Source organism: Desulfuromusa ferrireducens (assembly GCF_055389805.1).
Map to the genome: position 1 here is coordinate 152,602 of NZ_AP042415.1, position 25,787 is coordinate 178,388.

Consider the following 25,787-nt stretch of genomic DNA (forward strand, 5'->3'; position numbering starts at 1 on the left):
GCCACCCCTCCACACAATATTAGCCATTCCCAATAGTTAGCATTTTTTCACATATCTGGCACTGTACTTGCTCCTGTATCAGTAACAAATCGGGCGTAGGACTTGGCATTCTATGAATAATTATTCTGACATACTGTTTTTATCTAAGCGGACAGAGCCGACGGATAATCTTATATTCCTATTGCGTTTGTCCAATTATAGGATCGCCCATATTTCTGATGAGGCTGAAGCATTTAACTATTTGGCCCAACGGCAACAAGGCCCCTCTGCAGTCAGCCTGCTATTGATCGTTGGCAGCGAATCACAAAAACAGTTTGTTGCGTTGCTCGACAAGCTTGATCGCTGCAATGCCATGTTACCGATCTTGCTAATCAATCAGGATAAACCGCTTTCGTTTGACCAGATTAACTGCCGAACAAAACTTAAAAGATTTATTCATCAATGCCCACTAAACGCTGTACACGCCAAGATTGACACTATTCTCGGTAGCTCGAGTTAAGCAAACTTCCAGGTTTCGTAACGGCCAGTCCATAAAGGAGCAAAAATGAGCATCAAAAATCTCAACATCGGCAAGAAGATCTACCTTGTCTCGGGCGTATTGATCCTGATCTTCGCGGTCAGCCTTTTCTGGCTCTATACGAGCTATCGGGACCAGATCAATGCGGGACGACAAAATCAACTGACCACCGCCGTCGATACGGCCTGGGGAATCATCGACCACTACAGCAAATCGGTTGGAGCTGAGCGAACTAAAGAGGAAGCCCAACAACTGGCAACGGACGCGATTAACAATTTGCGTTTTGAAGGCGATATCTATTTCTGGATCAATGATACGCAGCCGAAAATGATCATGCATCCGATCAAACCGGCGCTTAATGGAAAAGATCTAAGCAACAGCAAAGATCCCAACGGTGTCTATATCTTTCAGGAGTTCGTTAAAGCGACCTCGTCAACCGGCTTCGGATTTGTTGAATATCAGTGGCCAAAACCGGGGATGGACAAACCCCAACCAAAACTCTCCTATGTAAAGAAACACCCCAGCTGGAACTGGATTATCGGCAGCGGCATGTATGTAGATGATATCGCCGCTGAGATCAACAAAGTCTTCTACTCAGTCCTAGCAGTGCTGCTGGTTGCTATTTTACTCTCCACGGGACTGGTTTTCTTCCTTGCCCGGGCGATCTCTAACCCGATGCATAAAGCCGTCGAGATGGTTGAAGAAATGGAAAAAGGCCACTTGGCCCTGCGACTGAACATGAAGCAAACGGATGAGGTCGGCCGGATGGCTCATGCCATGGACAGCTTCGCCAACAGCTTGCAGGGTGAAATGATCGATGCTCTGCAAAAACTGGCCAACGGTGATCTGAATTTCGATATTAATCCCCGCGACGATCAAGATGAAATCCGCGGTGCGCTGAAGAAACTGGAAGTCGACCTGAACAACATCATGAGCGCTATTCAAGCAGCCGGGCACCAGATTTCCGCTGGCAGTATTAATGTCGCTGATTTTTCTCAATCGTTGTCGCAAGGGGCAACTGAATCCGCCGCATCCCTTGAAGAGATTTCCAGCTCGCTGCACGAGATGTCAGGACAGACCAAGCTGAACGCCGAAAATGCCAACCAGGTCAATCGGCTCTCGAGTGAGGCGAAGCAGACCGCCGAAGAGGGCAATCAACGCATGGGGCAGATGGTCTCGGCCATGTCAGACATCAGCGATGCCGGTCAGAACATCAATAAAATCATCAAGGTGATCGATGAGATTGCCTTCCAGACCAATCTGCTGGCTCTCAATGCCGCAGTCGAAGCAGCTCGTGCTGGCCAGCACGGTAAAGGATTTGCCGTGGTCGCAGAAGAGGTCCGCAACTTGGCGGCAAGAAGTGCTAAGGCGGCCCAGGAAACGGCTGATCTGATCGCAGGGTCGGTAGAAAAAACCGAGCGTGGCGCTGAAATTGCCAACCAAACCGCCGATTCGCTCTCGGCCATCAATGAACGGATTACCAAGGTTTCAGACCTTGCGGAAGAAATTGCTGCCGCTTCCGGCGAACAAGCCGAAGGGATTGCACAGATCAACGAAGGGCTCGGCCAGATAGATCAGGTCATTCAGCAGAGCACTGCAACCGCTGAAGAGAGTGCTGCCGCCTCCGAAGAGCTCTCCGGACAAGCCGCTGAATTGCTCAATATGCTGAATCGTTTCCAACTCAAAGGGCAACAGGTTGTACAACCAGTGCCACATCCGACAAGCCCTCAGCAACCTCGACCGGCAATTCGCACCACCCAACAAACAGGTTGGGGACAGACGCCACAAGCGACGCCAAGGCATGCCATTGCCCTGGATGATAACGAATTCGGTCGGTTCTAACCGCTAAACTCACACCCTTCATCAATAAGGCCCGGCGCGCTGTCACAGCGCGCCGGGCCTTTCTTTTTTGTCAACCGTTTCACGTTAGAGACGTTGGGACTAGTATGGAGTTCTTCTTCATCATCTAGGGCACGATATGGAAGGGGGGAATAACCTACGCCAGCGGTTTCCATTAAGTGGAACCAGACTTAAATAGATAAAACAACTGATGCCGCAGCGAAGGTGGGTTGTAATCGATATAGCCGATCACAAACTCAGGGGAAAGCCGCGAATTAAATGCCCATTTCGCTGCACCTTTCCCAAAAACGAACCGACGCGATCAAGAACTCCTGTTAGCGGTGAAGGGGTTGTCTCTTCTCCATATTACAAGGAGGTCAAAATGAAAAAGTGCGGAATCTTCACATTGTTTGCAGTCTGCTGTTTGCTGTTTGCCTCGCAAGCACTGGCCGGCTTATCCCCAGCCCAAAAGCTCGGTGAACTGCTTTACTTTGACAAGCACCTTTCTCTCTACCAGAACCAATCCTGTGCCAGTTGCCACCATCCGAGCGCCGGTTATGCGGACCCCCTAAATGCTGCCCTGCCCGAGGATAATCCCGTATCGCTCGGCTCTGACGAAACCCTGAATGGCGGACGCAATGCACCGACATCATCTTACGCCGCCTTTATTCCCGTTTTCGAATTGGACACTATCGATGGCTACATCGGTGGACAATTCTGGGATGGCAGAGCGGATACGCTCAAGGACCAGGCCAAAGGGCCTTTCCTTAATTCCGTTGAAATGGCGATGGCCGATGACGCCGCAGTTATCGCCGCGATGATCGATCCGAACAACAAGAGAGCGGATGATTATTTAAAGTTGTTCAACCAGGTTTACAATATTGACCTGCTGACCGCCGAGGCATCGGTCGCTTATGACAAGGTGGCCGAGGCCATTGGCGAATTTGAGCAGACATTCGAGTTTGTTCCTTTCACCTCAAAGTATGATTACTTCCTGGCCGGCAAGGCAAACCTGAGCACAAACGAGATGGACGGTCTGGCTGTGTTTGATAGTGCCTGTGCGAGCTGTCACCCGAGTCAGGCGGAAATAACGAACAACGGAAAGATCATCCCGCCCTTATTCACCAAGTTCACCTATGAGAATATTGGTGTTCCCGCAAACGGCCATGAGATGTTCGACGAATACCCCACCGATAACGGTCTTGGCGGAAGAACAGATCCCGATGGCGAAATCCTGTTTCCGAATGAGAATGGAAAATTCAGGATCTCATCGTTGCGCAATATTGAGCGCACCGCCCCCTATTCTCACAACGGGTTATTCGCCACCCTTGATGCCATGGTCAATTTTTTAAATACCCGTGATGTTCCGGAGGCGGACTGGGCCGCCCCAGAAGTCGCCAAGAATGTAATGATTGCCGAGCCCGGCGAGCTCGGCGATCTCGGTCTGAGCCCGCAAGATGAAACAGATTTGGTGGCCTTTTTAAAAACCCTCAATGACGGCTACGGCAATCAGACTCCGTCTAACTTTGTTCTGCCGGTCATGACTCCGCTGAACTAAGCCTCCAGCCATGAATAATAAAAAAGGCCCCCATTTGGAGGCCTTTTTTACATCAAACTATCGCTAACCCAGCAAGTTGGGTACTGAGTCTACTTGGAACGTCCCCAGCCGGCGTTGGACATCGGGTCACCTTTGTAGCCAAGCTCTCCCCAACTCATTCTGCCACTGTCGCCATGGCAGTCGAGACAGCCGAGAGCTTGCTCCTTCGGTGCGACCATGTGATTCAGCCGCCAGTACATCGAGGTTTCAGCAAAATCGTACTCACCGCTGTAGGGCTGGCCGCTGGCTTCGCTACCGAGACGGGCGGCCTTGTCCCAATCAAAATCCTTCCAGTAGCCACCTTCGTTTGCCACCTTGGCAGTGATCAACGTTTTATGCACCGTGTCGTAAATCTGCTTACCGCGCATGACTTTAAACGGATAGATCTTGGCGTTTTTATCGGCACGTTTACCGAGCGGATAAGCGATACTGGTGACAGCGCTCGGGTCGATTTTGTCACCTAAGTGATACGCTCCGGCATTGCCATTGTACCAACGATACTCGGGAGTAAGATTTTTACCGTATTTCATCTCCCCCTTCTTCTTCACGTAGGTGAGGTGACCGTTTTCATCCTTCTCTTCAAATTGACGATCCTCACCAGCCTTGGACCAATCCCACCAAATTTTAGTCGCCTTTTCCTTGGCGAAGGTCGGGATGTGGCAGGTCTGGCAAGCAACTGTTTTGACATGCGCCTCAATAAAACTCTCGCCATGGATCACACCAGAGTGGCACTGTTCGCAACCAAACTGGGTCTTACCGCCGGGAGAAACACCGAGGGAGTTACCGGTAATCAGGTGATTCTCGGTCTGATGGCACTCAATACACTGGAAATCATTGCCTTCGGCGTCCATGTGGACATCCATGTTTTTTTCCGGGAAGGCCATATTGGAATCAAGATCGCCATGTTTGACGGCATCGCCGCCACCGCCGTAAAAATGGCAGGCGCCGCAATTTTGTCGGCTTGGAGTGCCAACATTCTGGGCAACGAAGAGCAGCTTAACCTTTGCCTTCGGGTAGCCGGCCAGATTGGTCCCCTTGCTGTAGGTCCCGGTCGTATCGTGACAGACCAGACAATCGATATTTTCAGGATTTTTGAAGTCGTAACTCTTGGCGTCGGTTAAACCGTAACCGGCGTGACACTTGGAACAGAATTTTTCGTTGCCAGCCACGGATGTGCAGTAATTGTTGAGGGCGTTCTTTTTACCGCGATTAACCGTCTTGCCATCAACTTCCTGCTCAAGACTCCAATTCCAATGGGAGGTCTGCATAAAATCGTAGCCGGCACCTTTGTGGCAGGTTAAGCACTGACGGGTCACATCCTGTGGTTCATTGATCGGTCCCTGGAGCCGCGTTTTGTGACTGCCGGCAAAAGCCGGGGCGACAAGCAACCCGCTCAACAGCAAAAGCAGGCCGAATTGCAATAGACGAAAAGCTGATTTTTGCATGGTCTTAACTCCCTTTCATCGCGATCAATTCGCGCAACCACATATTCAGTTATCTTGATATATGGTTTTATACTTTTCGCCTTGCGGAGTCAACCAGAAATTCCCTAAAGGATAATATTTAACACTCTTGCGATAAGTGTTCGTTTTTCCAGGAATCCACAAAAAGTACACATATGTGAAGAGAGGAGTAACTGAGGAGGTCGCTATTGATGAAGAAACTGATGGATGGTCTCAGCCAGTCGCGCTGGCAAGCCGGGCATCTGCTGCAAATCCGTAAGAGAAGCGCCCCGAAGCTGCTTCAAGCTACCGAAATGTTTGACTAATGCCTTGCGCCGCGCCGGTCCGACTCCGGGGATTTTTTCCAGGAGAGAGCCCAAACTCGCCTTGCCGCGCAACTTGCGATGATAGGTAATGGCGAAACGATGCGCTTCGTCACGCAAGCGCTCGAGTAAAAACAGGGTCGCTGAACCGCTACGGAAACTGACCGGATTTTTCCGCCCGGGTAAAAAGAAACGCTCTTCACTGCGTTCAATCGCCTTGCCCTTTACATTGGCAATCACCCGACTTTTGGCAATTCCGACCGCACCGACCTGATCAGCCAACCCGAACTGGGCAAGAACGTCCGACAAAATACCGAGCTGCCCCTTACCACCATCGATCAGAATCATCTGCGGCAGATTTTGCTCAGCAAGGCCACGCTGCAATCGCCGGCGCAGCACTTCGTCCAAGGAAGCATAATCATCCGCACCGACTACGGTTTTGATCTTAAAACGCCGATATTCGGCGCTGGCCGGTTCTCCGTTGAGTAAAACCGCCATACTGCCGACGGCATGATCACCCTGAACATTGGAGATATCGAAACACTCGATCCGCTGCGGCAGCTGTGGCAGATGAAACTTGCTCTGCAGTTCGTTCAGCAACTGTTCCCGCGCTTCGCGACGACTGCCGCGCTGCCGGAAAGATTCTATGGCATTGCGCTGCGCGAGCTGACAAAGGCGCTTTTTTTCTCCCCGTTGCGGAGCCAGCAGGGTCACTTTTCTGCCACGTTTATCGCTCAGCCACTCGGCCAGCAACAGCTGATCTTCCAATTCAAACGGCAGCAATAACTGATCAGGCAGAATAACGTCGCGCGAGTAATACTCTTGCAAAAACCCGGACAGTAATTCCGGCAAATCGAGCGTCCACTGCAGTGGGTAGCTGCGGCGCCCAATCAGCTGCCCCTGGCGAATAAACAGCAGCACCACCTCGACCTCGCCACCGTCGCGGTGAAGGCCGATCACATCCTGATTGCCGCCGCCATAATCAGTCACTTTTTGTTTTTCGACACTCTTTTTAATCGACTCGATCTGATCACGAAAACGGCTCGCATCCTCAAAACGCATCTGCTCGGCCGCCGACAACATCTGTTGCTGCAACTGCACAATCACTTGCGTTTCGCGGCCCTCAAGCAGATCGATCACTCCTGAAACCAACTGCTGGTAATCCTGCCGGTTTATTTTCCCATGACAAGGAGCACTGCATTGGCCAATCTGATAAAACAGGCAGGGCCGCGAACGTTTTCGGCAGCGCTCGATAGCAGTATGACGCAACGGGAAAATCCGGTAGACTTCCTTCAATGTCTGGCGGATGGCACCGGCAGAGGAATAGGGGCCGAAATAGTGCGCACCGTCATTTTTGACCTGCCGAACCACCTGTAGCGCCGGGAACTCTTCCTGCAGATCGATCCGTACAGAAACATAGGTTTTATCATCCCGCAGGTCGATATTGTAGCGCGGCCGATGCTTTTTAATCAGGGTGTTTTCCAGCAGCAGCGCTTCCTTCTCGGTGTCGGTAACAATCACCTCTATCCGCTGCACCTTCTCCATCAGCAGCGGAATCTGTGCCCGGCCGTCGCCGCCACGGGAAAAGTAACTACGTAACCGGTTGCGCAGCACCTTCGCCTTGCCAACATAGAGGATTTCATCGCCTTCACCGTACATCTGGTAAACACCGGGTGCGGCTGGATATGTGCTTAAATCGATCGTCAACATGGGCCTAGCATAGACAATATCAACCGGCGGATAAAGGCTGCAGTGCGACATTTCTTTTTATCTGGTACTCATATAACAGACTGCTATAATACCCTTTCTTCTGCCGTGACTCTCGGCAGGTCCAGTTTCTGATGAATTTCAAGAGGGCACACAGTGAATCCATTCTGGAGTAACATCTTTCGCAGTTCCGGCTACGAAGCAACCTTGGCCTATTTTCTCGGCACGGTGCCAATTTTCAGCAAACTGAAAAAACGTGAACTCAATTTTCTCGAAACCATTGTTCATGTCCGCAACTACGAAGCCGACGAGACCGTTTTTGAAGAGGGCGATATCGGATCAGGGATGTACGCCATCCGCTCCGGGCAAGTGGTGATCTACTCCCGCGATGAGCGCGGCCGCGAGATAGAGCAGGTAACTCTGGAGCCGGGTGACTTTTTTGGTGAGGTCGCCCTGACCGCTTCGCGACCGCGGATCGCTTCTGCGCGGACCACCGACACAACGGTTCTGGTCGGTCTGTTCCGTTCCGACATGCTCGAAGCGGTGCGGAAGTACCCGGCCATCGCAGCGAACATCCTCCTCGGCCTGACCCGGGTGATCAGCGATCGCCTGCACCGCAGCCATTTGCTCACCCAGGAACTGAAGCGGCAACAAGCGACCACCGATCAGGAGCAACCACAGCCATGACCGAGCAAAGCGGTTTTAGCCGCGCCCAGGTGGTACTGCTCTACTTTGTGCTGACGGCAGCGATCGCCTCGGGAATTTCCATCTTCTCCTCGGCATCGACCGTCACCAACATGCTGCGCGCCGCCACCGACGGCCTGTTCCTGCCGACCCTGATTTCGTTAATTGTCGCCTTCCTGCTCGATCCGGCGGTACAGTTTTTCGAAAATGAAAAGATCGGCCGGACCTCAAGCATCTTTATTGTCTATTCCTTGGTCTTCATCCTGGCGCTGCTGCTGTTAATGCTGATCGGTCCTCCCAACTGGAAAGGCATGATCCCGGCACTGAAGGCTGATTTTCCACGCTATTTTGGTCGCGCCGTCGAGTATTTCAACATTCAGCTGACCTCTCTGCAAGCCCATTTCCCCTTTATCAAAAGTTACGATCTGACGGACAAACTGCGCAGCTCGACCGAGGGCTTGATCGGCCTGATTCTGGCGCAGACACCAAAATCAGCACTGCGCATCGGTAGCCTTTTCCTGTTGGTGCCGCTGTTCTCCTTCTTCTTTTTACGTGACAGCCGCCGCATTATGCGCGGGCTGATCTCCTTCACCCCCAACCGCTACTTCGAAATGGTGCTCGATATTTACGATCACGTCAGCTGGCAGTTGGCGCACTTTATTCGTGGCCGGATTCTCGAAGCGCTGATCATCGGTACCGTTGTCTGGATGGGCCTGTCGTTAACCGACATCCGCTATGCTCCAGTTCTCGGCGCTATTGCCGGAGTGACTAACCTGGTTCCCTATATCGGGCCGATTGTCGGCATGATCCCCGGCCTGATCATCGCCCTGGTCGACCTTGGCATGGGTGGTCAGTTCTGGTGGATCCTCTGCGTTTACCTGTTGATCGCGCAGATCATTCTCGACAATTTCATCCTCATCCCGATTCTCATTTCGCGGGTTTCCAACCTGCATCCGCTGCTGGTCATTTTGGCTATCGTGATGGGCGGTAAACTGTACGGTGTGTTGGGAATGATTATCGGCGTGCCGATCGTCAGTATCATCAACATTATCATTATCGAAATCCGCCAATACCGCCGCACCTTCTCCCCCCACACGCAGATCGTCGGCAAACGGGATGGGTACCACTGACCATGATCGACCAGCAACTGCTCTCCCACGTCATTACCTTGGTCCGGCAAACCGCGCAATACCAACGAGGGCGCTTTCGGGCGCTGCCTCCCGGTGGCGGAGAGGAAAAATTTGCCCGTGAATTTGTCTCTGAGGTCGATCTGCATTCCGAACAGCTGTTGATCGATGGCCTGCGCAAGCTGCTTCCGGAAGCCGGCTTTTTGGGTGAAGAGACCGGCACCAGTGGCAATGAAAATCTGCGCTGGGTCATCGACCCGCTTGATGGCACGACCAACTTTTTGAGCGGTCTGGAGCAGTTTTGCATCTCGGTTGCACTCGAAGTAGACGGCCGCAGCGAACTGGGCGTCGTACTGCGCCCGGCATCGGATGAATGCTACAGCGCCCGCCGCGGGCATGGCTTGCAACGCAACGGCCAACCTTGCCCGGTCGTCACCAACATGCCGCTGCAACAAGCCTTGATCGGCACCGGCTTCCCCTATCGCTCCAAGGACCTGGCCGACAGTTTTTTTTCCTGTGCTCAGCAGGTTCTCTACGCCAGCCGTGGCATCCGCCGCTTCGGCTCCGCCGCCCTTGATCTCAGTTATGTGGCCAGCGGCTTTCTGCAAGGATTTTGGGAAAGCGATCTGCAACCCTACGATGTTGCGGCAGCACTGTTGTTTATGCACGAAACCGGCTGCCTGATGAGCAACCAGTATGGCAGTGAATTTTCACCCTATCGTGATCGCTTGCTGATCTGCGGTATTCCCGAGGTCCACAGCGAATTATTACCGCTGGTGGCCACGCATTATTCTGCAACAACTCAATCCGCGACAACCTGAATCTCCTTCCCCTGCACCCGCAGCAAAAAGCAACGTTTCCAGCAGCTGATAATCTCTTGGCGAAAATCTTATTATTGCGTCATTTCGCGTCATTTATTTTAGAATTCGTTCATATAGCTGGTTGAAAAAATGTCAAAAATCATTATACTCAGGCCATTACCACATTCTTAAGGGGTATTAACTAAGCAAAGGTTTTGGGCATAATTCGTGCTAAAAAAGTTAAACACGCGCGTTGTCCTGGACATTTAAAGGAGCAAGCCATGGCTAAAATTCTCATTGCCGAAGATAGCGAAACGGAACTGGCCTTCCTTCAAGAAATTCTCAGCGCCACACAACACGAGATAGTCACCACCCGTGACGGTAAGGCCGCTGAGCAGACTGCCCGGCAGGGAGGTTTTGATCTCATCATTCTCGATGTCATCATGCCGGAGAAAAATGGCTTTCAAGTCTGTCGCTCCCTCAAAACCGATCCGAACTTAAGCGCAACGCCAATCATCCTGCTGACCTCAAAATCAGAGGCAAGCGATAAGTTCTGGGGGAAAAAACAGGGCGCCGATGCCTACATCACCAAGCCCTATGAACCGATGGAATTGCTATTGGAGATCAAAAAACAGCTGGGAGGTGCATAATGACCCTGATGGAAGCTTTTCGCGAGCATCTAGTAACGGGGCACCAAGGTCAACTGGTCATCAAATTTACTGGTGACGTCCATCTGTGTAAAATTTTGGTTGATAATGGGCAGGCAGTGCACATATCGCACGGTCGCCTGGCACCGGAACTGATTCTCAAGTCGTTAACTGGCAAAGTTGTGGAGTGGGCAAATTTTATCGCTGGCTATCCGGTCCGCAAAAGGGTCGACTTTCCGCTGCACCAGAGCCTGCTGGCGGCGGTCAGTCAGGAACCGGCCACAGTCGTTCAGCAGCCTGTCGTGCAGGCACCACCGCTGGAGCAAGCAGCGCCGCCTGTCGTCCAGGAGGGCCCAACCCTCGCGGCAGAAAAAGTTACCGCTGTTGTCGAAGGATTTATCGACCTTGTCGGTCCCCTGGGAACGATTCTCGCTGAACGAGCCGCAGCAGCAATAAGCCACACACTCGGCGATCCGATGCCTGAATCCAGCTTCAACGTCTTTGTTCAGGCTTTAGCTAAAGAAGTTACGGATGAAGACCGCAGTAGGTTCATTGAAAGTTACACGCGTTAACCACTCTCCCAAGCAATCCATACAGGAGCCTGCTACATGCTGAAAAATATGAGTATCCGCAAAAGAATTCTTGTCATTATGGCCATCGGCTACATCACCTCACTGGTCGGTGTCATCGGTATCGGCTACCTGTTATTGGAAAAGGACACCAGAAGAGAAGCGGCCGAAAAGACCGAACTTTTTATTTCGACAATGACGGCCAACCAGGCATATATGGCCAAATTTGTCCGCCCCAGACTGCAAGAAATGGCTGATGAATTCTACTTTCCGGAAGCCACGGTCGGGTCTGTGATGATGGCAAAAACAGCACTCTTATTGCAGGAAAAGTTCCCGGAATACATCTACCGGGTCGCCTCCCATAACCCTCTCAATCCCAGTAACCTTGCGGACCCATTTGAACAAAAACTGATCGGAGGGTTTGACAATGGTGACTTTGAGCGCTGGGATGGTTTTACCACGCGCGCAGGAAAAAGCTTCTACGCAACCGCAACACCGATTGAAGCGCGCGGCAGTTGTATCTGGTGCCACGACACACCGGAAGAAGCACACGAAAAACAGGTCGCCGAATACGGCAGCACCTCCGGATACGGCTATGAAGAAGGGGATATCGTTGGCACCCGGATCGTCTACGTCCCGACCGAAAATGCAAAAAATCTGACCATGCAGAAACTAGGGGCTCTGGCCGCGGTCGTCAGCCTGTTGTTCTTTTTTGCCCTGGCAATTATCGACTACACCATTACCCGCAGCGTGATCAAACCGATTGAGAATATCGTTGATGTTGCTGGAGACATCAGCCGCGGCAAAATGGACCGTTCGTTTGACGTCGACACCAACGATGAGATCAAGCTGCTGGCCGACGCGTTCAACCGCATGAAGGTTTCGCTGGAAAAAGCGATGGATATTCTCAGAAAATAAACCACTGCGTTGTTGCGCAAAAGGACTCTCATATGAAAAAGATGCTGACCCTGCTGCTCGTTGCTTCCCTGGTTATCAGCCTTTGTGGTACCGCTTTTGCGGCCAATAGCCGCAAAGGCAAGAAAACCTATAATAAACTCTGTCGCTCCTGTCACATCAGCGGAGCACACGGTGGACGAGTTGCGCCATCAAATAAAACCATGTCGCAATGGGAACGCTTCATGGATAAAAACAAACATGAAGCCGACCTGGACATCATCAATGACATGAGCAACAAAGACCGTGACAATCTGCTGAGATTTCTACAAGACTTCGCTGCTGACGCTGATGCGATTGAAACCTGCGGTTAACACGCAGCAACACCTCCGCCATCACCAAGGGTTGCCGATTATCGGCAACCCTTTTCAGTTTCAACTCCTCGCCAGCGATATCCTTAAGGCAGAAAATCGCAGCAAGCAAAATCTAAATGAATACTGGGATTTGACAAGCTTACGACTGTGGGTAAGAATTTATACTACCCCACCCCCTGAGTAAGGATACCTGCATGCCGGATAAGCGGTTGATGACTTTTGCGCCATGGATCCTGCTGACGAGCTTGTGGACAGGTATGATTATTGTCCTGTTGCTGGTTGGCTTAAGGGAATACAAAGCGCGGATTTCCCAGCACGCCGAAATTCTTGCTGATACCAGCTATAACAAGGACATTACTTATCGGCGCTGGTCCTCGCAGCATGGCGGAACATATGTCCCGGTAACCAAGGAGACCCAACCCAACCCCTTCCTGAGCGACATCGAAGAGCGTGACATCCGCACCCCTTCGGGGAGACAACTTACGCTACTCAATCCAGCCTACATGACCCGTCAGGTTTATGAACTTGCGCAGGAAAATTTTGGCGTCCAGGGGCACATCACCAGTCTTATGCCCTTGCGATCGGAGAATCGCGCCGATTCATGGGAAAGCAGGAATTTAAAACTGTTTGACTCTGGACAAAAAGAAAAGGTCATAGAAATAGTCGATATCGATGGCGAGCCATTTTTAAGAGCGATCTACCCAATGGTCACCGAGGAAAATTGCCTCAGATGCCACCTTTCGCAGGGCTATAAAGTGGGGGATATTCGCGGCGGGCTCAGCTTTACTGTGCCGATTAGTCCTTATCTCGCAACCTACCACCGCGTCCGGACCAGCCTCATAACAACCCTGCTACTCCTCTGGGTATTGGGGCTTGGACTGCTCTTCTGGGCAATGAATGTCATTCGCAAGCAGTTCTTCAAGCTGGAGGAATCCCGCGCGAAAGCGGCAAATTCCGAAGCGCGTTATCATGACCTGTTTAACGGGGCGGAATACGGCATTGCAATTGTAGATCAGGCGCAGGGAACCATTATTGAGTCTAACCAGAAGCTGAGTGAATTAATCGGCAGATCGCGCGCTGAACTCATTGGTGCCGAGCAAGCAATACTGCCAAATATAGCGGACCTTAAAACCACCATTTCCGGCAAAGAAATCGAGTTAACCGGCCCCTCTGGCGACTTGTTATCCGTCGCAGTTAAAAAGCGGATCATCATGGTCGACGGGAAACTGACTGAAGAGATCCTATTCTACGACCGGACAGACGAAAAAAAGAGCGAAAAACAAATCATGGCAACCGCACAACGAATCCGTGATATTTTTCAGGCGGCGCAGAATGTTTCTTTTATCATTGCCGAAACAACCGAAGACTCAGCGATTCTCGAGTTCAGTCCTGGGGCAGAGCGAATCTTCGGCTATAAAAAAGAAGAAGCCATCGGCCAACCGGTCAGTATTTTACACGCACCGGGTGCTAACATCGCCGATCTGCAAACCCACATGCGCTCAAATGAAATCACATTTTCAGGTCGGGTCAACTTAATCCGTAAATCTGGAGAAATTTTCCCGGCATGGTTCACCCTCTATCCGCTGTTCGACGAGCAGGGAAATCTCTACGGCAGACTGGGTGTGTCGATTGACATCTCTGAGCTCAAAGAGCTTGAGGACCGACTGGTCCAAACACAAAAGATGGAAGCGATCGGCACTTTGGCGGGCGGCATCGCCCACGATTTCAATAATATTCTCAGTATTATTTTTGGCTACACCCAGCTGGCAACACGACAAGTCGAAGTAGATTCAAAAGCCTTCAAACATTTGCAGACCATAGAGCAAGCAGCGAGCAGGGCCAAGGAACTGGTCAGCCAGATTCTGACCTTCAGTCGAGAATCAAGTCAAAAAAAGCAGGTCATCTCACTGCAACCGATCATCAAAGAAAGCGTCAAGCTGCTGCGTTCCACACTGCCAAAAACAATAGAAATTGTGGAGAAGATCGCCGCAGACGACTGCAAAGTGATGGCTGATCCAACGCAAATGCATCAGGTGTTGATGAATCTCTGCACCAACGCTTATCACGCCATGCGGCAGAAGGGTGGAACTCTGACAGTTACCTATAGCGATATCATGATCGACGCCCACCTGGCAGCCGAGCATGCCGAACTGTCGGTCGGCGAATACGTCTTGCTGCAGATCCGCGACACGGGAACCGGCATTAACGAGGATATTCTGTTACGCATTTTTGACCCCTTCTTTACCACCAAAATAACGGAAAATGGAACCGGTATGGGGTTATCTGTGGTCCACGGAATCATCCAGGATCACCAGGGGATCATTTTAGTCGAGACAGAAGCTGACAAAGGAAGTTGCTTCAGTATCTACCTCCCCAAAGCCCTGGAAGCAACTGAAGCCCCCCATAAATCTAACCTTAGCGGCACATCGGGAGAAGAACGCATTTTGATGGTTGATGACGAACCGATGCTAGCAGCACTCGGGCGCGATTTACTCAGCGCCCTCGGCTACAAAATCAAGGTCGCAATCGACAGCCGTAAAGCCTTGGAAATATTCGCGGCAGATCCGCAGGGATTCGACCTGGTGGTCACTGACCAAACCATGCCCTATATGACCGGAACCGATTTAACCAAAGAGCTGTTACGCATCCGTCCAGACCTACCGGTGATCATTTGTACCGGGTTCAGCGAACTGATCAACAAGGACAATTTCAAGCAATATGGAGCGAAACGATTACTCAGTAAACCGCTGGAAAAGAATCAACTGGCCATAGCGATAAGGGAAATTTTCAACGCAAATTGACGATTACTTTCTAGCGAGGTGCGGTCGTTTCAGTAACAAAAGAGCAGCAAAACCGGACATCGAGGCCGCAGGCAAACGATCCAAACCCGACATATAGTGCAAAGGCAATGAAAATGAGCCGTATATGCTAGGAGGGCATATAGGTGTCTTGCCAAAGCATAGGAGCTGCAACCGCCAGTGCAGGGCAGGGTAAACAGGGCGGACAACGCCGCCCTGCTCAAAACAGGAGATTGAAACGATCAGTTGTTAATCAGCCAGCTGCCATCGGGTTGTCGACAGGCGGTCCCGTAGGCCATCTGCTCCTGACCACCGATCATCACCGTCTGCTGATATTCACGACAATATTGCCCGGCCGTTTGCTGATAAGTCCGGGTCGGCGTCATCGAACCGCTGTTACCGGAATCGGGATTATTCCATTGGGTCGTCTCATTGCTGCGGGTGTATTCCAGAGAATACTGAGCATTCTGTCCCATGGCTAACCGATCGGCGCGGTCCAATGAACGACCGATTTCCTGACCGAAAAATGCACCTGCCAAGGTCCCGATGGCAATCGCAACAACATTCCCCTTCCCTTTGCCGACATTGGAGCCAAGCACCGCTCCGGCCGTTGCACCAAGCAAGGTTCCGGCCCCTTCCTTCTGGCCCATATATTGAGTGCAACCAACCAGCAGAAACGATAAAACCATCAGCAATATCAGGATATTTCTCATTTGCCTTCTCCTTTGGGATGGCCGCCGATCATTCATAGATGCACGGCCTCGGCTGAGCTACTGATATTATTCTACCTGATTTAAAAACAATTTATGGGAGAAGCGCTTAACGTGACTCCAGCGCCAGTTTCAAACCGAACAGGAGCATGATCGTCCCCGTCAAGCCATCGAGACAGCGCCGCACACGGACATTCGCCAACCAGTTGCCGGCTCGTTCAACCAACAGTGCCAGCAAACACTGATAAAGCATGGCGATGACAAAATGAACCGCTGCCAGCAATAACGACTGCTGCAGCGCGGAACCGGCCGGGTCGATAAATTGCGGCAAGAAAGCCATGTAGAAGATGATGGTCTTGGGATTCAGAACATTAGACAACAGCCCCTCGAGCAACGAACGGCGCAGCTGAAAATTTTCAGCACGGGCTTTTGCTACTTTTAGGGATTCCTGATGCCTCACAACCGAACGAAGACTCATAACACCAAGCCAGACCAGGTAGCCGGCACCGACAAATTTCAACAAATTAAAAGCCAAAGCGGATTGCAACAGGATCAGCGAAATCCCCACCGCCGAAACCAGGGCGTGCACAAACAGACCACTGCAGATCCCCAGGCTGCTCACGACACCATCGCGCCAACCACCACGATTGGTGTTACGGATCACCAACAAGGTATCGACACCAGGGGTGATGGTCAGCAGGGTGACTGGGATAATAAAAATCAGCAGTTGCGTCAACAAGGTAAACTCCAGAAAAAAAACCGCCCGTCGGAACAGTTCCGAAACGGGCGAGTTTTTAGATTTTGGGATAAAAATCAGTTGCCGCCCAGTTCTCGCGAACGTGCAGCAGCAGCAGAAACCGCCTCCATCAACGTGGTCCGCAGTCCCTTTTTCTCCAAAGTACTGACACCGGTGATCGCAGTACCACCAGGAGAACAGACCCGGTCACGTAAAATCGCCGGGTGTTCTCCAGTTTCGCGCACCATCAACGCGGCACCAACAACGGTCTGTACGGCCAGGGCATGGGCAACATCGCGGCGCAATCCTTCGCGAACGCCACCGTCGGCCAGCGCTTCGATGACCGTGTAAATATAGGCCGGTCCGGAACCGGAAAGACCAGTGGCGGCATCCATCTGCCGCTCATCGATGATCTGCACTGTGCCGACCGACTCGAACAACTGCTTCACCAGATTGAGGTCGTCCTTGCTGGAGTGATGACCGCGACAGATGGCGCTGGCTCCCTCACTGACCAAGGCCGGCGTATTCGGCATCACCCGCACCACCCGTGGAGAACCGGGAAAATGCTTCTCGATACCGGCACTGGAAACACCGGCCAAAATCGAGACCAACAGCTTCTCTTCACTATAGGCTGCGGAAATTTCCGCCAGCACTTCATCGGCGATTTGCGGTTTGATCGACAGCACCACGATCTCGCACTTATTCATCAATTGTGAGTTATCAGTGGTCAACTCGATGCCGTAAACTTCCTCTAAATGTTCCCGGCGCAGTTCACTCGGCTCGGAGGCCATGATCCGCTCAGTGGCAAAACCACCAGCCAGCAGGCCCTTGATCAGAGCTTCCGCCATATTACCGCCACCGATAAAACCGATTTTCTGAACATTGGTCATCTGCTGCATCCTTTCACGATTGGAAAATTTCAAACGATCCGATTTGTTTATCACAGCAACGAAAAAAAAACACCCTCAGAAGCAATAAACGCAGCCGCTGCTAAGATAAACACTTGACTACACTGACAACCAAGTATAGTTAACAGCTAATCAACAATAGCTGCATACAGACGCGGATCTGACAACGAAAAAGGTCTCTCGCTGCAGATCCAACAACCGCATCGCGTTTGCTAAGGATTGACAATATGGACCTCTGGTACACTGAAAAACATAGTGAAAATGTCGGCATCACCATGAAAACTACCGGCACCCTCTTCTCCGGCAAGAGCGAGTTCCAACAACTTGACATTGTTGACACTCTGGAATATGGCCGGATGATGCTGCTTGATGGACTGGTGATGGTCACCGAGCGGGACGAATTCATCTACCACGACATGATTGTCCATCCGGCGCTGTTTACCCACCCGTGCCCGAAGAAGGTGTTGGTTATCGGCGGCGGTGACGGTGGCAGTATTCGGGAAATCATGAAGCACCCGCAAGTCGAAGAAGCGACCCTCTGCGAAATCGACGGTCTGGTCATCGAAAAATCGATCGAACTGCTGCCGAGCATGGCTTGTGAAATCGACGGCAAGAACCCACGGGTCAAACTCCATGTCGATGACGGTCTGGCCTATATCCGTGAGCACCAAAATGAATTTGATGTCATTCTGGTTGACTCAACCGACCCGATCGGTCCGGCGGTTGGTCTGTTCGAAGAGGATTTCTACCGGTTGGTATTCGGTGCCTTAAAAGATGATGGCATCATGGTGGCGCAAAGTGAGTCGCCCTTCTATCATGCCGAAATCCAGCAGAACATGTATCAGAATCTGCGTGCCGTCTACCCGATCGTCGAAATGTATCAGGCCTTTATCCCGACCTATCCGAGCGGTTTCTGGAGCTTCGCCTTCGCCAGTAAAAAGCACCATCCGGTCAAGGACTTTGACCGTAAGCGTGCGGCAAACCGTGGCTTCTACACCAAATACTACAACGAAGACCTGCATCTGGGTGCGTTCATGCTGCCAACCTTTGCCAGAGAAAATATTGCCATAAAATAATCCCGGCAATAAAAGGAGAAACACCAGGATGAATCCACGCAGCAAAGCAGATTGGACCGTCGAAGACTCCGCAGACCTTTACGGCATCCGCCAATGGGGGGGCGGTAACTTCGATCTTTCCGCCGACGGAAAAGTCACGGTAAAGGCAAACTTTGCCTCTGGTGAGGTGGCGATTCCGTTAACCGACATCGTCGCCGGTGCGACCGCACGCGGACACGCCAACCCGCTGCTGCTACGCTTTGAAAATCTGCTTGATGCGCGGATCAGTCTCCTTAACGACAGCTTTGCCAGCGCCATTGCCGCCGCCGGTTACCAGGGCCGCTACCAGGGGGTCTTTCCGGTCAAGGTCAACCAACAGTGCCAGGTGATTGAAGAGATCAGTCGTTTTGGCAAGCGTTACGGACATGGCCTCGAAGCCGGCAGTAAGCCGGAACTACTGCTCGCCATGGCGAACCTCAATGACGGCGGTTTGTTGATCTGCAACGGTTATAAGGACCATGAATTTATCGACCTTGGCCTGTGGGCCAGCAAGCTCGGTATCCACTGTATTTTCGTCATTGAATCGCCATCCGAACTGCCATTAATTCTACAGAGAAGTCAGCAGCTCGGCATCCAGCCACGCATCGGCGTCCGCATCAAAGTCTCTGCCAAGGTCGGCGGGCTCTGGACTGAAACCAGCGGTGACCGCAGCAGCTTCGGCCTGAGCACGGCGCAACTGGTCGCGGTGGTCGATCAGCTGCGTGATGCGAACATGCTCGACTGCCTGCAATTGCTCCATTGTCATCTCGGTTCACAAATTCCGGACATAGAAGAGATTCGCACTGGCGTCCGTGAAGCCAGCCGCTTCTACGCCGACCTGGTCAGCGAAGGTGTTCCGCTGCAATACCTAGACCTGGGCGGCGGCCTGGCGGTCGACTACATCGGCAACCAGAGCAAACACTGCCATTCACGCAATTACGACATGGCCGACTACTGCCAGGCACTGGTTGAAACCGTCGCGCAAACACTCGATAACACCCATGTTCCTCATCCAACCTTAGTGACTGAATCGGGACGGGCGACCGTTGCCCACACCACCATGCTGCTGTTTAACATCCTCGATGTGCTGCGCTTTGAACCGTTGTCGCTGCCGGACAATTGTCCGGAGGACGTTCCCGCGCTGGTAACCCGGCAGTTCGAACTGCATTCCCTGACAGCAGACAATAACCTGGTGGCCCGATATCAAGAGTCGCTGCAAAACCGGGATCTGATCCGCGAACGGTTCCGCAACGGCGGTATCTCATTGCGACATCGCTCTCTGGCGGAAAATCTGTTTCTCAGTATTGCTCGACAGGTCGCGGGGCAACTGGATAAGTTGGCATCGATCCCGATGGAATTAAGCGACCTGCAGCGACAACTGGCCGATATCTACTATGGCAATTTCAGCGTCTTTCAATCCCTGCCTGATACCTGGGCGATCGGCCAAACCTATCCGGTGCTGCCGATCCATCGCCTTGACGAGACGCCATGCCGCGATGCGATCATCTCGGACCTGACCTGTGATTGCGATGGTAAACTGGATAACTTTATTCTTGGTGCTGGGGAACAAAACACCCTGCCACTGCACCCGCTCAACGATGGCGAGGATTATATCCTCGGCGTGTTCCTGATGGGGGCCTACCAGGAAACCCTGGGCGACCTGCATAATCTGTTCGGCGATACCAATGTTCTGAGTATCAGGATAAATGCTGATGGCAGTTTCGATGTCACCAGCGAACTTTCCGCCGACAGCATCGGCGAAGTACTCAGCTTTGTCGAATACGACCCAAAGGCGTTATTTGAAGGACTCCGGCGTAAAGCCGAACAGGCGGTACGGCAGGGAAAGATCCAATTGGCAGAACGCCAGCAAATTTTAACTGAATTCTCTGACCGTTTACACGGTTCGACCTACTTCAATCGCTCTATGGAGCAATGACAGCAAGGGGGTACAGATGACAATCGAAGAACTTGCAACTTTTAACGGTCAAAATGACCAACCGGCGTATGTCGCCGTCGGTGATGTTATTTACGACGTCAGCAGCAGCCAACAGTGGCAACAAGGGAATCATGTCGGCATGCACCAAGCGGGGCAAGACCTGACTGAAGCATTGAAATCAGCTCCGCACGTACGCTCCGTCGTCGAACGTTTTCCGGTGGTCGGTAAATTGACAGCCCCGGTCGTAGCAACACCGCAAAAGCGCCTGCCAGTGCCACTGATTATCTGTGCGGTGGTCGTCATTCTGGTTTTGGTTGCGCTGTTCATCTAACAACTGAGGTAAACCAGACGTAAAAAAGCCGCCGCCAGATAGGAAGCGGCTTTCGTCTTTGCGAGCCAATCGATAAAAATCAGAGATACTGCTCCAGCAGATCGGGCAATTTCAGACAGACATCGGTTTTTATTAGCACCGCGACAATGTTGGTCTGCTCCATCCCAGGCTCTTCCATCGTCAATAAATGGCCCGAACAGAGGATCACCGGAATCGCTGGTGAGATCGTGAAGATTTTCTGCGCCAACTCGATACCGCTCATGCCGGGCATCGTTTCATCGGTCACGATCAGATCAAAAGGCGGATCAGCCTGTTGGAACTCGGCCAGAGCCTGATCTGCACCAAAGGCACTGGTCACCTGATAACCAAAATCACCGAGAAATTCTTCCCCGAGCAGGGCCAAGCCTTCCTCATCGTCAACGTAGAGGATTCTCCCCCCACCTTTTAACTCAGTCGCCATTGTCGCAACAATCCTTTGGTTATGCAAACGAGAAAGAGGATTTAAAACTTCGAAATTATAACAGATTCCTCATGGAACTCTACACATATTTACGTCCATTTCCGCAGCAGTAATAATAACAATGATTCCTCCTCCGCGCGCAAGTCTTTGTTGTGGCAGTTTATGCAGTTCAAGAATCTCATCTCTAGAGGATTGTCTGTTAACTCCATTTCATCTACACTCGCGATCTAAATGAAAGGATTTGCTTGTGTCTAAACTTAAGGAAGAAATTCTTTACCGGGGGCGCATTCTCGACCTGGCGCGCGAAACCCACCAAATGCCAGATCAACGAGAGGTACTCTTTGAAATTATCCAGCATCCGGGCGGTGCTGCAGCACTGCCGGTCCTCGCTGATGGGCGCATTATTTTGATTCGCCAATTCCGACCTGCCGCTCAGGACTTCATCATCGAAATCCCCGCGGGAAGGCTCGAAGCGGGCGAAGATGGCAGAGACTGCATTGGCCGTGAATTGCAAGAAGAGATCGGCTATTGCGCAGCTAAAATTGAACCGCTCGGGGCAGTCTACAGCACCATCGGATTTTGCACTGAGCAGATCCACCTGTTCATTGCCTCTGATCTCACCGCAACAACCACCGCTCTCGAGCCGGATGAATTCATCGAGCCGCTCATCATGGAACTGGATGAGGCGCTAACGCTGATCCCTGCGGGGAAAATAATCGACGCCAAAACCCAAATTGCTTTGCTCCGCTATGCGTTATTACAACAGGAGTTACAATGCAAATAGGCCGACTAGACTTCTACCCATCGACCTCGGCACTGCCCTTTAACCGGCAAAGCCTTGAGAAGTGTTTTCAAATTTCTACTCCCGATCAAGACCCTGGTGGACTTGGGGTCTGGCTTTTATTTCATGACAAAAAACTACTGACCGTAAAAGAGGACAATGGTCCAGAACTGCCAACCGGAGAACTTCCATTTACAACCAATGACTGCTCACCACTCTATATTGGCAATTGGCAAGGCCGACCCTGTCGATCGCTTATACTAAAAGATCGTGAGCAATTTACTGAAGATTATACTTCTCACTCTTTGCTTGCCAGTGAACCGCAGATTCCGCTCTCAATGCTGTCTCTTGCCGGGGTCGGGCTGATGATTCATCACTGGGAAAGCAGCAGTAAATTCTGTGGTCACTGCGGAGAACAATTGACCCGCCTGAGAAAGGAATGGGGCAAAGAATGCAAGCCCTGCAGCAGTCACCATTTCCCCCGCCTCCACCCCTGCGTTATCGGTTTGGTCGTAAAAGGGGATGAAATTCTGTTGGTCCGCAAAGCGGAATGGGCTGAGGGGCGCTACGGGCTGGTTGCGGGGTTTGTCGAGTTCGGTGAATCTCTCGAGGAAGCGATGGCCAGAGAGGTCGCTGAAGAGACCGGAATTGCGATCGACAATATTCGTTATCTCGGCAGTCAGTGCTGGCCTTTCCCCAGCCAGTTAATGACCGGCTTCGTCGCCGACTACGTCAGTGGTGAAATTGTCCTGCAGGAAGATGAGCTGGAGGCGGCGGCCTGGTATAAGATTGATCAATTACCGACCATCCCTCCTCAACGCAGTATCGCCCGTTATTTGATCGACCGGGCCGGAGATTATCGACAAGCCTGAAAAAGGCTTTTCACTCAAGCCCCGACACCGTTGTCACTTCGAATTCCGGCTGGGCGAGAATCGCCTGCTTGACTGAACATTGATCGGTCGCTTTGACAATCGCTTTGCGATATTTCTCCGGAAACCCTTTGGGGAGTTGAATCTCGATCAGCACCTTTAGCAATGTCCGACTTTCTGGGTCACGTTCAATGTCAAGCGTCAAGCCGAGGCCGTCGGTTGACAACTCCCGTTGCTGGCAAAAACGCAAGGCAAAAAAGCCGGCGCAGGTGCCGATCGAACCCAGAAACAGATCATAAGGGGACGGTGCGCTATTGTCGCCACCGGAGGCGAGCGGTTGATCAGTGAGCATTTCAAATGAATCAACCTGGGCAGCCACAGAAAGGCCACCGGGGAAGCTGATCTGCATAGACATAAAAATCCCTCGATTTTTTGTTATCGGAACGATCCAGCGGATGTCCTGTATAATTCCAGGCTAATCACCCAGCAAGTCACCGATGCCGCTGAAAAAACTGCTGGCACTTTTTTCCTGCTGTTCCGGAGTGCCGACACTCGGCTTGTTGATATCTCTGCGAACCAGCAGTTCCGCAGGGATTTCGATCAGAAAACGGCTCGGATCACGCTGCTCCAATTGTCCATACTTGCGGCGGCGCTGTGCCCCGAGTAGGACCAGTTGTCGCTTGGCACGGGTAATGCCGACATAGCAAAGGCGGCGCTCTTCATCGATGTCGAAAGTTTCGTAGATCGACTTTTTATGCGGCAGGACACCCTCCTCCATACCGACCAGAAAAACCACCGGAAACTCGAGTCCTTTGCTCGAATGCAGACTCATCATAGTGACAGCATTCTGCTGCAGCTTTTTTTCCTTGTCGTTTTGCTTCGGCCCATCGTCATCAAACAGCGAAACCTTATCAAGATAGCCGGCCAAAGATGGCTCAGGCTCCCGCGCCAGATAGGAGTCCATAGCGTTAAGGACTTCCTCTTGATTTTCAATTCTGCGCCGCGCTTTTTGCGGGTCATTTTCCTGGCGGTAAATCTCTTCTGCCAGTTTTAACTCCGTCAGCATCTCACGCAATGTTTCCTGCATCCGCAACGGCGACTGAAAGCGCTTGCGGTAGGATTCCAGCAAGGCCACAAATCCCGCAATCGCTTCGTGAGTGCGCTGATTCAAATCCGCAACCCGCTCCGACTGCTGGAGAACTGTCCAGAGCGGTTCTTCGTTTTCTGCCGAGTAACGGATTAACTTGTCGGCACTGCTGGCGCCGATATTGCGCTTGGGGTAGTTGAGAATCCGCAGCAGGTTAACCTCGTCGAAGGGATTGAGCAGCACCTTGAGATAGGCAATGACGTCCTTGACTTCCTTGCGGTCGAAAAACTGTTGACCACCGATCAACACGTAGGGAATATCCTGGTAACGCAACTGCTCCTCGAACGAGCGCGACTGACTATTGGTGCGATAGAGGATGGCAAAATCAGCATACTCGAGTTGCTGGTCCCGGCCCCGTTCGACATGCAGGCGCTCGATCACCTGGCAGGCCTCATCCTCATCATCAACACAGATCAAGTAATCGATCAAGGGGCCGCTGCTATCGGCCGTCCAGAGGGCCTTTTCCTTGCGCTTATTGTTATTCTTGATAACCGCGTTGGCTGCCGCCAGGATATTGCCGGTCGAACGGTAGTTCTGTTCCAACTTAATCAAACGGGTGCCGGGAAAATCCCGCTCGAAATTGAGAATCGTCTCGACATCGGCACCGCGAAAACCATAAATAGACTGATCATCGTCACCGACCACACAGAGGTTGCCATGGCCACCGGCCAGCAAGCGCAGCAGACGATACTGCACCGGGTTGGTATCCTGATATTCATCGACCATCTGGTAGCGATAAAATTGCTGATAATGCTCGAGCAGATCGGGATTTTTTTCCAGTATTTGAACGGCCAACACCAAAAGATCATCAAAATCGACAGCGTTGTAGGCTTTAAGTTCTTTCTGATAGCGCGGATAAATGATTGCCGTCATGCAGGAGATCGGATCCCGACTGCTTGAAGTGAATTCACTCGGACCGACCAGACGGTTTTTGGCCGCGGAGATCTGCCAGAGCACCTTCTCGGCATCCTTGCCGGTGGAATCGGCGATCTCATCGCGCAACAAACGGCGCACCAGTTGTTGCTGGTCCGAGGCCGAATAGATGGAAAAATTCTTTTTATACCCAAGGCGTTCGATATTGGCTTTGAGGATACGCACACAGAGGGAATGAAAGGTGGCAATCACCATCCCCTTGGCCGCCTTGCGGCCGACCATCTCTTCAACCCGCTCGCGCATCTCGCGGGCCGCCTTGTTGGTAAAGGTCACCGCCAGAATATTTTTCGCTGGCACTGCGCACTGCTGCAACAGATAAACGATCCGACAGGTGATTACGCGGGTTTTCCCCGAACCGGCGCCGGCGAGCAGCAACAGGGGACCTTCGGTGTGGGAGACAGCTTCACGCTGTTGTGGATTGAGGCTGCTTAAATCAAACATGGGAAATAGCTACTCACAAGGGTCATGCTTTAGAAATAATCGCTCTAAAATATCGCTTCGGCGATTCGTAGTTGCGCGCAGAACTGGGACAATATCACGCCTTGAGGGGGGGCAGCAAGCTGC

At 51.9% G+C, this 25,787-nt stretch carries 24 protein-coding genes; 16 read left to right on the forward strand and 8 right to left on the reverse strand.

Features of this window, described 5'->3' with window-relative positions; translation table 11 throughout:
* The first annotated feature begins 112 nt into the window (after positions 1 to 112).
* From ACZ5PT_RS00725 to ACZ5PT_RS00735, 3 genes are all read left to right on the forward strand, one after another.
* Positions 113 to 499 carry a hypothetical protein gene (locus ACZ5PT_RS00725; protein ID WP_464264893.1) on the forward strand — a complete coding sequence of 129 codons (387 nt, stop codon included), beginning with the start codon at positions 113 to 115 and terminating at the stop codon, positions 497 to 499.
* A 45-nt stretch (positions 500 to 544) separates the two neighbouring features.
* Complete coding sequence (locus ACZ5PT_RS00730) at positions 545 to 2,359, forward strand: methyl-accepting chemotaxis protein (RefSeq protein WP_464264894.1); 1,815 nt, start codon at positions 545 to 547, stop codon at positions 2,357 to 2,359.
* Positions 2,360 to 2,738: 379 nt separating this feature from the next.
* Entirely contained in the window at positions 2,739 to 3,914 is a 1,176-nt protein-coding gene (locus tag ACZ5PT_RS00735) for a cytochrome-c peroxidase (RefSeq protein ID WP_464264895.1), read from the forward strand.
* An 89-nt stretch (positions 3,915 to 4,003) separates the two neighbouring features.
* On the opposite strand, the gene ACZ5PT_RS00740 is transcribed toward ACZ5PT_RS00735, so the two are convergent.
* Both ACZ5PT_RS00740 and uvrC read right to left on the reverse strand, forming a co-directional pair.
* Positions 4,004 to 5,398: a tetrathionate reductase family octaheme c-type cytochrome gene (locus ACZ5PT_RS00740; protein WP_464264896.1), complete on the reverse strand. Its 1,395-nt coding sequence runs from the start codon at positions 5,396 to 5,398 to the stop codon at positions 4,004 to 4,006.
* A gap of 203 nt (positions 5,399 to 5,601) precedes the next feature.
* Entirely contained in the window at positions 5,602 to 7,428 is a 1,827-nt protein-coding gene (gene uvrC, locus ACZ5PT_RS00745) for an excinuclease ABC subunit UvrC (protein WP_464266779.1), read from the reverse strand.
* Between the two features lie 153 nt (positions 7,429 to 7,581).
* Between uvrC and ACZ5PT_RS00750 the strand changes: the two genes are divergently transcribed.
* The 8 genes from ACZ5PT_RS00750 (at position 7,582) to ACZ5PT_RS00785 (ending at position 15,321) form a co-directional block, all read left to right on the forward strand.
* Positions 7,582 to 8,112, forward strand: a complete 531-nt coding sequence (locus tag ACZ5PT_RS00750) for a cyclic nucleotide-binding domain-containing protein (protein ID WP_464264897.1) — start codon at positions 7,582 to 7,584, stop codon at positions 8,110 to 8,112.
* Positions 8,109 to 9,239 (forward strand): AI-2E family transporter, encoded by a 1,131-nt coding sequence (locus ACZ5PT_RS00755; protein WP_464264898.1) that lies wholly within the window; start codon positions 8,109 to 8,111, stop codon positions 9,237 to 9,239. The genes ACZ5PT_RS00750 and ACZ5PT_RS00755 overlap by 4 nt, the downstream gene beginning before the upstream one ends.
* A gap of 2 nt (positions 9,240 to 9,241) precedes the next feature.
* Positions 9,242 to 10,057 carry an inositol monophosphatase family protein gene (locus tag ACZ5PT_RS00760; RefSeq protein WP_464264899.1) on the forward strand — a complete coding sequence of 272 codons (816 nt, stop codon included), beginning with the start codon at positions 9,242 to 9,244 and terminating at the stop codon, positions 10,055 to 10,057.
* A gap of 260 nt (positions 10,058 to 10,317) precedes the next feature.
* A complete protein-coding gene (locus ACZ5PT_RS00765) occupies positions 10,318 to 10,686 on the forward strand; it encodes a response regulator transcription factor (protein WP_464264900.1) in 369 nt (122 codons plus the stop codon).
* Complete coding sequence (locus tag ACZ5PT_RS00770; protein ID WP_464264901.1) at positions 10,686 to 11,255, forward strand: DUF8082 domain-containing protein; 570 nt, start codon at positions 10,686 to 10,688, stop codon at positions 11,253 to 11,255. Before ACZ5PT_RS00765 ends, ACZ5PT_RS00770 begins: the two co-directional genes overlap by 1 nt.
* 36 nt (positions 11,256 to 11,291) lie before the next feature.
* Positions 11,292 to 12,170, forward strand: a complete 879-nt coding sequence (locus ACZ5PT_RS00775; protein ID WP_464264902.1) for a c-type heme family protein — start codon at positions 11,292 to 11,294, stop codon at positions 12,168 to 12,170.
* A 32-nt stretch (positions 12,171 to 12,202) separates the two neighbouring features.
* Complete coding sequence (locus ACZ5PT_RS00780; protein ID WP_464264903.1) at positions 12,203 to 12,520, forward strand: c-type cytochrome; 318 nt, start codon at positions 12,203 to 12,205, stop codon at positions 12,518 to 12,520.
* A 194-nt stretch (positions 12,521 to 12,714) separates the two neighbouring features.
* Entirely contained in the window at positions 12,715 to 15,321 is a 2,607-nt protein-coding gene (locus tag ACZ5PT_RS00785; protein WP_464264904.1) for a PAS domain S-box protein, read from the forward strand.
* Positions 15,322 to 15,560: 239 nt separating this feature from the next.
* Here ACZ5PT_RS00785 and ACZ5PT_RS00790 read toward each other — a convergent pair whose 3' ends face one another.
* The 3 genes from ACZ5PT_RS00790 to proC all read right to left on the reverse strand — a co-directional run bounded on the left by ACZ5PT_RS00790 (position 15,561) and on the right by proC (position 17,654).
* Complete coding sequence (locus ACZ5PT_RS00790; protein WP_464264905.1) at positions 15,561 to 16,031, reverse strand: RT0821/Lpp0805 family surface protein; 471 nt, start codon at positions 16,029 to 16,031, stop codon at positions 15,561 to 15,563.
* Positions 16,032 to 16,137: 106 nt separating this feature from the next.
* Positions 16,138 to 16,767: a LysE family translocator gene (locus ACZ5PT_RS00795; RefSeq protein ID WP_464264906.1), complete on the reverse strand. Its 630-nt coding sequence runs from the start codon at positions 16,765 to 16,767 to the stop codon at positions 16,138 to 16,140.
* Positions 16,768 to 16,841: 74 nt separating this feature from the next.
* Positions 16,842 to 17,654, reverse strand: a complete 813-nt coding sequence (gene proC / locus ACZ5PT_RS00800; protein ID WP_464264907.1) for a pyrroline-5-carboxylate reductase — start codon at positions 17,652 to 17,654, stop codon at positions 16,842 to 16,844.
* 245 nt (positions 17,655 to 17,899) lie between these two features.
* Here proC and speE point away from each other — a divergent pair, with 245 nt between their 5' ends.
* Genes speE through ACZ5PT_RS00815 form a run of 3 tightly spaced genes read left to right on the forward strand, consistent with a single transcriptional unit; the run spans position 17,900 to position 21,033 of the window.
* Complete coding sequence (speE, locus tag ACZ5PT_RS00805; protein WP_464264908.1) at positions 17,900 to 18,748, forward strand: polyamine aminopropyltransferase; 849 nt, start codon at positions 17,900 to 17,902, stop codon at positions 18,746 to 18,748.
* 28 nt (positions 18,749 to 18,776) lie between these two features.
* Positions 18,777 to 20,702, forward strand: coding sequence for a biosynthetic arginine decarboxylase (gene speA / locus ACZ5PT_RS00810; RefSeq protein WP_464264909.1), 1,926 nt, complete (start codon positions 18,777 to 18,779; stop codon positions 20,700 to 20,702).
* Between the two features lie 16 nt (positions 20,703 to 20,718).
* Positions 20,719 to 21,033 carry a cytochrome b5 domain-containing protein gene (locus ACZ5PT_RS00815; RefSeq protein ID WP_464264910.1) on the forward strand — a complete coding sequence of 105 codons (315 nt, stop codon included), beginning with the start codon at positions 20,719 to 20,721 and terminating at the stop codon, positions 21,031 to 21,033.
* A gap of 79 nt (positions 21,034 to 21,112) precedes the next feature.
* Here the strand turns inward: ACZ5PT_RS00815 and ACZ5PT_RS00820 are convergent, their stop codons facing one another.
* Complete coding sequence (locus ACZ5PT_RS00820) at positions 21,113 to 21,493, reverse strand: response regulator (protein ID WP_464264911.1); 381 nt, start codon at positions 21,491 to 21,493, stop codon at positions 21,113 to 21,115.
* Between the two features lie 247 nt (positions 21,494 to 21,740).
* On the opposite strand from ACZ5PT_RS00820, the gene ACZ5PT_RS00825 reads away from it, so the two are divergent.
* The gene (locus ACZ5PT_RS00825) at positions 21,741 to 22,277 is read left to right on the forward strand and encodes an NUDIX hydrolase (protein WP_464264912.1); all 537 of its coding nucleotides are present in this window, start codon (positions 21,741 to 21,743) and stop codon (positions 22,275 to 22,277) included.
* Positions 22,268 to 23,146 (forward strand): NAD(+) diphosphatase, encoded by an 879-nt coding sequence (gene nudC, locus ACZ5PT_RS00830; protein WP_464264913.1) that lies wholly within the window; start codon positions 22,268 to 22,270, stop codon positions 23,144 to 23,146. The genes ACZ5PT_RS00825 and nudC overlap by 10 nt, the downstream gene beginning before the upstream one ends.
* Before the next feature lie 10 nt (positions 23,147 to 23,156).
* Here the strand turns inward: nudC and ACZ5PT_RS00835 are convergent, their stop codons facing one another.
* Both ACZ5PT_RS00835 and ACZ5PT_RS00840 read right to left on the reverse strand, forming a co-directional pair.
* Positions 23,157 to 23,558 (reverse strand): OsmC family protein, encoded by a 402-nt coding sequence (locus ACZ5PT_RS00835; RefSeq protein ID WP_464264914.1) that lies wholly within the window; start codon positions 23,556 to 23,558, stop codon positions 23,157 to 23,159.
* 60 nt (positions 23,559 to 23,618) lie between these two features.
* Entirely contained in the window at positions 23,619 to 25,664 is a 2,046-nt protein-coding gene (locus ACZ5PT_RS00840; RefSeq protein ID WP_464264915.1) for an ATP-dependent helicase, read from the reverse strand.
* Positions 25,665 to 25,787: the final 123 nt, after the last annotated feature.

What these genes read in the sequence shown, in the direction of transcription:
- ACZ5PT_RS00755 (WP_464264898.1), top strand. Translation starts at nt 8,109, where the DNA reads ATGACCGAGCAAAGCGGTTTTAGCCGCGCCCAGGTGGTACTGCTCTAC.
- speA (WP_464264909.1), top strand. Translation starts at nt 18,777, where the DNA reads ATGAATCCACGCAGCAAAGCAGATTGGACCGTCGAAGACTCCGCAGAC.
- ACZ5PT_RS00820 (WP_464264911.1), bottom strand. Translation starts at nt 21,493, where the DNA reads ATGGCGACTGAGTTAAAAGGTGGGGGGAGAATCCTCTACGTTGACGAT.
- uvrC (WP_464266779.1), bottom strand. Translation starts at nt 7,428, where the DNA reads ATGTTGACGATCGATTTAAGCACATATCCAGCCGCACCCGGTGTTTAC.
- ACZ5PT_RS00785 (WP_464264904.1), top strand. Translation starts at nt 12,715, where the DNA reads ATGCCGGATAAGCGGTTGATGACTTTTGCGCCATGGATCCTGCTGACG.
- ACZ5PT_RS00835 (WP_464264914.1), bottom strand. Translation starts at nt 23,558, where the DNA reads ATGTCTATGCAGATCAGCTTCCCCGGTGGCCTTTCTGTGGCTGCCCAG.
- ACZ5PT_RS00740 (WP_464264896.1), bottom strand. Translation starts at nt 5,398, where the DNA reads ATGCAAAAATCAGCTTTTCGTCTATTGCAATTCGGCCTGCTTTTGCTG.
- proC (WP_464264907.1), bottom strand. Translation starts at nt 17,654, where the DNA reads ATGACCAATGTTCAGAAAATCGGTTTTATCGGTGGCGGTAATATGGCG.
- nudC (WP_464264913.1), top strand. Translation starts at nt 22,268, where the DNA reads ATGCAAATAGGCCGACTAGACTTCTACCCATCGACCTCGGCACTGCCC.
- ACZ5PT_RS00725 (WP_464264893.1), top strand. Translation starts at nt 113, where the DNA reads ATGAATAATTATTCTGACATACTGTTTTTATCTAAGCGGACAGAGCCG.
- ACZ5PT_RS00775 (WP_464264902.1), top strand. Translation starts at nt 11,292, where the DNA reads ATGCTGAAAAATATGAGTATCCGCAAAAGAATTCTTGTCATTATGGCC.
- ACZ5PT_RS00780 (WP_464264903.1), top strand. Translation starts at nt 12,203, where the DNA reads ATGAAAAAGATGCTGACCCTGCTGCTCGTTGCTTCCCTGGTTATCAGC.
- ACZ5PT_RS00790 (WP_464264905.1), bottom strand. Translation starts at nt 16,031, where the DNA reads ATGAGAAATATCCTGATATTGCTGATGGTTTTATCGTTTCTGCTGGTT.
- speE (WP_464264908.1), top strand. Translation starts at nt 17,900, where the DNA reads ATGGACCTCTGGTACACTGAAAAACATAGTGAAAATGTCGGCATCACC.
- ACZ5PT_RS00730 (WP_464264894.1), top strand. Translation starts at nt 545, where the DNA reads ATGAGCATCAAAAATCTCAACATCGGCAAGAAGATCTACCTTGTCTCG.
- ACZ5PT_RS00760 (WP_464264899.1), top strand. Translation starts at nt 9,242, where the DNA reads ATGATCGACCAGCAACTGCTCTCCCACGTCATTACCTTGGTCCGGCAA.
- ACZ5PT_RS00770 (WP_464264901.1), top strand. Translation starts at nt 10,686, where the DNA reads ATGACCCTGATGGAAGCTTTTCGCGAGCATCTAGTAACGGGGCACCAA.
- ACZ5PT_RS00815 (WP_464264910.1), top strand. Translation starts at nt 20,719, where the DNA reads ATGACAATCGAAGAACTTGCAACTTTTAACGGTCAAAATGACCAACCG.
- ACZ5PT_RS00765 (WP_464264900.1), top strand. Translation starts at nt 10,318, where the DNA reads ATGGCTAAAATTCTCATTGCCGAAGATAGCGAAACGGAACTGGCCTTC.
- ACZ5PT_RS00735 (WP_464264895.1), top strand. Translation starts at nt 2,739, where the DNA reads ATGAAAAAGTGCGGAATCTTCACATTGTTTGCAGTCTGCTGTTTGCTG.
- ACZ5PT_RS00840 (WP_464264915.1), bottom strand. Translation starts at nt 25,664, where the DNA reads ATGTTTGATTTAAGCAGCCTCAATCCACAACAGCGTGAAGCTGTCTCC.